Genomic DNA, 4,916 nt, shown 5'->3' with positions numbered 1-4,916 from the left:
GTCTTTATAAAAACGCTTTTTACCGCCTTTATCAGCAATACATAGAACAATAGCCTGTCGTAAGGGATCAAATGCGAAGAAAGCTCTTAAGGGTCTACCGCGATGTTGAACACGCAGTTCTTTCATATTGGTAAATTTAGACTCATACACAGTATCTACTAAAGGACGGCCTAAACTCGGTCCCTGCTGCTGTAGAACAACCAGGGCAGCTAGGACCTTCTCTTGTGTAGGTTCATCTTGCTGTTCAAGCCACTGATTAAATAGATCTGTCGTAATGACTGTCCACATACCACAACCAGAATATAGATTATAGTCTATATTTTAGGGGCATTATGTTTGTTTTGCAAATGAGAAAGGATAGGCAATAAAAAAGCCCGACATCCTGTCGGGCTTTTCCATATTTGGCGCTTAGATCTGACTCCTGTCTGATCTCACGTTCCTTGTTGTTCATCTTATTCTTTTTATCTGGAGCATCCTGCTCTCTATGTCTTCATGATAGGAAATTTCCAGTATTGCGGATAGCAGCAAAGGGCCGAGATTGGTATGAGCCAGGGCTTACAAAATAGCCTAAATTTTATCCACAAAAAATGTGGATAATTTTGGACATTGAGGCATTGATAAAATTTGAAAAACCTCAAAACTGACTATTTTTTAGTCAAATTTATTGGCAAGAAGTATCAAAACCGCTCATAAAAAAGCCGACTTGTTTCAAAATCGGATTTTTGGGCATTCTTGGATTTTTCTATTTTTATTAAGTTATTGATATTTATATTAATATACAAGTGTATTGCGTATAACCGCCATTATGTTAAATAGAGGGAAAATCTATTTTTAAAGTGATAAAATTATTGTAGTTATTTTAAGAATAGCTGCTTTTGATACTTGATCATCTATCCTAATTAAAAACTGTTTTTTAATAATTTGGAATATAAATAAGATTTAGTTAAAATTAACATTATTCATATAAATTAAAATTATGTATTACATTTACTAATAATTTAAAATAATTAGTAGAAAAAAATTATGTTTTAATTATTTCTTTGATTTTATAAATTGAGAGTAAAAAATGATTAATACGGAATTTTCAGAGTGTATTTCTGCATGTACAAACTGTTCACTTATTTGTACTGAATGTGCAACTTCTTGTTTAAAAGAAAAAGATTTAGAGATGATGCGTGAATGTATTCAACGTTGTCTAGAATGTGCAGATATTTGTCAGTTATGTGTGCGTATGCAACAACATAACTCACCTTTCCTCAAAGAGATTTGTGAGCTTTGTGCTAAGATCTGTGAATATTGTGCGGAAGAGTGTGAAAAACATTCACATGATCATTGTAAAAAATGTGCTGAGGCTTGCCGTCAGTGTGCAGAAGAATGTCGAAAAATTGCCATGTAAAATACTTCAATAATGTTAATTATATTTAGGCTTATGATGTCATAACTTCTATTGTTTTTTACTTCTATGGCTTAATATAATATTGGGCTGAGTATTGAATATTTAATATAGTACAAGGATTGAATTTTCAAATTAAGCTAAATTAAGATTAAAATCGTGGAAGGAAGCAAAATAAGTTAACATTTTGCTTCCGACCGCATCAAGCTAGAGTTTTATTTAAATGAAGCTATTTAGTATTCATTAAATTAATTAAAATCTAAATCTAACACCTGCTCCATATAACCAACCTTTTTCAGAGTTTGATTCTATTTGCCACGACGTTCCATCATTCCCTTTTGAATAGTCATAGCCAATGTCAATATACGGCATGATCTTTTTACTGATTTCATAGCGAGTTTCAAGCCCTGCTGTCGCACTGCTTAAACCAGTTTTTTTCGCATATTTAGAATCATCACTAAAGACCACATCCAACTCTAAATAGGGTTGAATAATCAACTTTTGCGTAATCAGAAAATCACGTTCTGTTTCTAGGCTAAAGCCCGCATAACTGTCTTCTCCCGCATAGAGATAAGCATCAGTTTCAAAGAAATATGGCGCCATACCATGTAAGCCAATCACCGCATCAACACTTTCTTCTGTATCTTTGCGATGATCATCGAGTTCAACTTTTTCACTGCGATAACGTGCACCAATCTGTGCATCCCAAAAGTCTGAAATCATACGGCTATATAAAAGTTTGGCATCGTAATGTGCATCATGCGATTCTTCTTTATCGGCATGAACTTTAATAAAAACCTTATTTTCATCTGTGCCAATACGGGTTTCAAACTCTGACTTTAAACCGCCTGTGCCATCTTCATTGACAAGCCACTTATTGTCCACCGTCGTAATCGCATAAATTTGCGCACCGTGTTCTGAGCGATGATCATAATGTAAACTCTGCTGAGCATTCGCATCGGGTACAAGATGTAAATGATTAACCGTAGATGTTGCCTGATGTTGTGCATGATTCATCTGACCATGGTTCATTTGTATCGACTGATTTTGACTAGAAGATGCAACAGCAGCTGTCACTTTTGCAGGTGCACTATGATCTTCGCCATTATGTGCCAAACTCACTGCGCTAATCATCAACAACGAGCTTGCTAAAACAGTTTTAGAAAAAAGATTAATGGTGCGCATGTTGATCTCCTTTCTGTACTTTTTGATCTTGCTGTTTCTCTGTTGATTTGTGATGCATTGGCTGATGACCTGCATGTTGATGGTTCATCGGTGCTGAATGTGCAGCATGATTCATTTTCCCCATCATCTGCATGTGTTGTGCATGCTCTTGTGCAGAATGTTGTGAATGATTCATCTCAGACATGGCTTGATGATTCATTGATGGCATATTTTTCCCATTATTCTGAGTAGTTGAATGATGCCCTTCGTGCGCCACACTTAAGGTCGTTAAACTCAATACCGCAACAGAAAAAATCGCTTTCAATACAAAATTAGTGATGTGCATGTTCAGCTCCTTTTTGCTCAGTTGCTTGGTGAGTTTGAGTCGAATTTGTACCTTGAATTGGCGTTGTAGATACTTGTTCATCGCTAACATTCGCCACGATTAACTTGTTCATCATCCCCGCACTCATGTGATACAACAAATGACAATGGATTGCCCATTCACCCAATTCATCCGCAGTTAATAAAGCCGTAACTGTTTTACCCGGTGGTACGATCAATGTGTGTTTATTTGGCATATCTACCGACTCTTGACCATTCTCCAACTGCATAAACATACCGTGTAAATGCATCGGGTGCGCCATCATACTGTCATTAATAAATTTGATACGGATACGCTCGCCATATTTCACTTTTAACGGCTCAGCATCACTAAATTTTTTACCGTTAATGGTCCAAATATAACGTTCCATAGTACCGCCCAAACGCACGACCAATTCACTGCTGGCTTCACGAGTATCTTTTTGCGGCTCTAACGATTTTAAATCGCTATATTGCAAGGCTTTATTACCTGCAGGTGTAGAGGCATTTGCCCAACCATAAACCACTTGATCATTTTTTTGCGGTTTTACTGCGCTATGCTGTGAATGATCCATTTTCGAGTGATCCATGCCTTGCATATCGCCATGGTTCATTTTTGAATGATCCATTTTCGAGTGATCCATGCCTTGCATATTGCCGTGGTTCATTTTCGAATGATCCATTCCTGCATGATCACCGCCACCATGTCCCATATCTTCCATGGTCAAAAGTGAGCGTGGACGTGGTGCAGGCATATGAATGCCATGTGTCATAGGATTTAATTCATTGTGCAGTGTACCAATCGCATAGCCTGCACGGTCAATTGACTCAGCTTCAATTTGATAATGTCCGCCTTTGGGCTCCACAATCACATCATAAGTTTCAGCTGTGCCAATACGAAACTCATCCACAGCAACAGGTTTTACAGGCTGACCATCAGCACTGACCACAGTCATTTTCAAGTTAGGAATACGGACATCGTAGAAAGACATCGCAGATGCATTCACAAAACGTAGGCGAATTTTTTCATTCGGTTTAAACATTCCTGTCCAATTTTGTTCAGGTGTTTTGCCATTAATGAGGAAGGTATAACCTGTAACATCCGACATGTCGGTTTTTAGCATACGCATCTGATTCCACATTTTGCGGTCAGACCATGTCGCTTTTATGCCATCACGTTTAACCTGCTTCCAAACATCACCCAAGGTTTCACGCTGATCTTGATAATATTCAGCTGAAATTTTAAGATCTTTCTGAATTTGATCACTGGTTTTTTCATGAAAATCTGACAACATCACCACATAGTCACGTTCAGCTTTTTCATGTGCTGCCAATGGTGTTTTACCTTTTGGATAAATCACAAAAGAACCATATAAGCCGTCCTGTTCCTGTCCTTTAGAATGAGCGTGATACCAATAAGTCCCGCTTTGGCGAATCTTGAATTTATAAACATACTCGCTTTGAGGCTTAATACCGTTAAAACCATTAAATCCCGGTACACCATCCATAATGCCCGGCAACAACAGTCCGTGCCAATGAATAGAAGAATCTTGGTTTTTTAAATTATTTTTCACGCGAATGATGGCTTCATCACCCTCTTCAAACTCAAGCAAAGGCGCAGGAAATTGACCATTTACGGTAATTCTCTCAACTGGTTTTCCTGTGATATTTACAGTTTGTTCAGCGATTGTTAAATCATATTCTTTAACTGCCGCCATTACCCAAGTTGATGAAAATAAACCAACTCCAATTAAGAGTACATGACTTAACTTATTTGACATTCTATCTCACCGTTAAAAAGACCAGATTAGAGTATTAAGGCAATCCTTATCGTTAGCTCCAATACTCCTTTCCTGCTTTTATAAAATTATTTATTTGATGTATTGTAAGCGTCCGCTGAACACACCTTATGAATTCGTCCTATAAGCCTTAATTTAGTCCCCACTTAAAAACAAGTGGGGACTAAAATTTATGACTACAAATCACCAGACATCCA

Annotated in this window: 5 protein-coding genes; 1 reads left to right on the top strand and 4 read right to left on the bottom strand. The window is 37.4% G+C overall.

Annotation, left to right across the window (positions count from 1 at the left end; translation table 11 throughout):
• A partial coding sequence (locus WFH18_RS16745) for a type II toxin-antitoxin system RelE/ParE family toxin (protein ID WP_336755314.1) occupies positions 1-288 on the bottom strand: 288 nt, incomplete at its 3' end.
• Positions 289-1,066: 778 nt separating this feature from the next.
• On the opposite strand from WFH18_RS16745, the gene WFH18_RS16740 reads away from it, so the two are divergent.
• Positions 1,067-1,396, top strand: a complete 330-nt coding sequence (locus WFH18_RS16740; RefSeq protein WP_004641881.1) for a four-helix bundle copper-binding protein — start codon at positions 1,067-1,069, stop codon at positions 1,394-1,396.
• 249 nt (positions 1,397-1,645) lie between these two features.
• Here the strand turns inward: WFH18_RS16740 and WFH18_RS16735 are convergent, their stop codons facing one another.
• From WFH18_RS16735 to WFH18_RS16725, 3 genes are read right to left on the bottom strand one after another with little or no spacing between them, the layout of a single operon-like run.
• Positions 1,646-2,578 carry a copper resistance protein B gene (locus WFH18_RS16735; protein WP_103800916.1) on the bottom strand — a complete coding sequence of 311 codons (933 nt, stop codon included), beginning with the start codon at positions 2,576-2,578 and terminating at the stop codon, positions 1,646-1,648.
• The gene (locus tag WFH18_RS16730) at positions 2,565-2,903 is read right to left on the bottom strand and encodes a hypothetical protein (RefSeq protein WP_103800917.1); all 339 of its coding nucleotides are present in this window, start codon (positions 2,901-2,903) and stop codon (positions 2,565-2,567) included. Before WFH18_RS16730 ends, WFH18_RS16735 begins: the two co-directional genes overlap by 14 nt.
• A complete protein-coding gene (locus WFH18_RS16725) occupies positions 2,890-4,701 on the bottom strand; it encodes a copper resistance system multicopper oxidase (protein WP_121980232.1) in 1,812 nt (603 codons plus the stop codon). Before WFH18_RS16725 ends, WFH18_RS16730 begins: the two co-directional genes overlap by 14 nt.
• Positions 4,702-4,916: the final 215 nt, after the last annotated feature.

The organism is Acinetobacter sp. USHLN143 (genome assembly GCF_037145695.1).
Lineage (GTDB): Bacteria > Pseudomonadota > Gammaproteobacteria > Pseudomonadales > Moraxellaceae > Acinetobacter > Acinetobacter fasciculus.
Note: the sequence above shows the minus strand (reverse complement) of the source record. Positions and strands in the feature narration are given on the sequence as shown.

Bases quoted from the DNA above. Each gene is read 5' to 3' on its own strand.
- WFH18_RS16740 (WP_004641881.1), top strand. From the start codon at position 1,067: ATGATTAATACGGAATTTTCAGAGTGTATTTCTGCATGTACAAACTGT.
- WFH18_RS16735 (WP_103800916.1), bottom strand. From the start codon at position 2,578: ATGCGCACCATTAATCTTTTTTCTAAAACTGTTTTAGCAAGCTCGTTG.
- WFH18_RS16730 (WP_103800917.1), bottom strand. From the start codon at position 2,903: ATGCACATCACTAATTTTGTATTGAAAGCGATTTTTTCTGTTGCGGTA.
- WFH18_RS16725 (WP_121980232.1), bottom strand. From the start codon at position 4,701: ATGTCAAATAAGTTAAGTCATGTACTCTTAATTGGAGTTGGTTTATTT.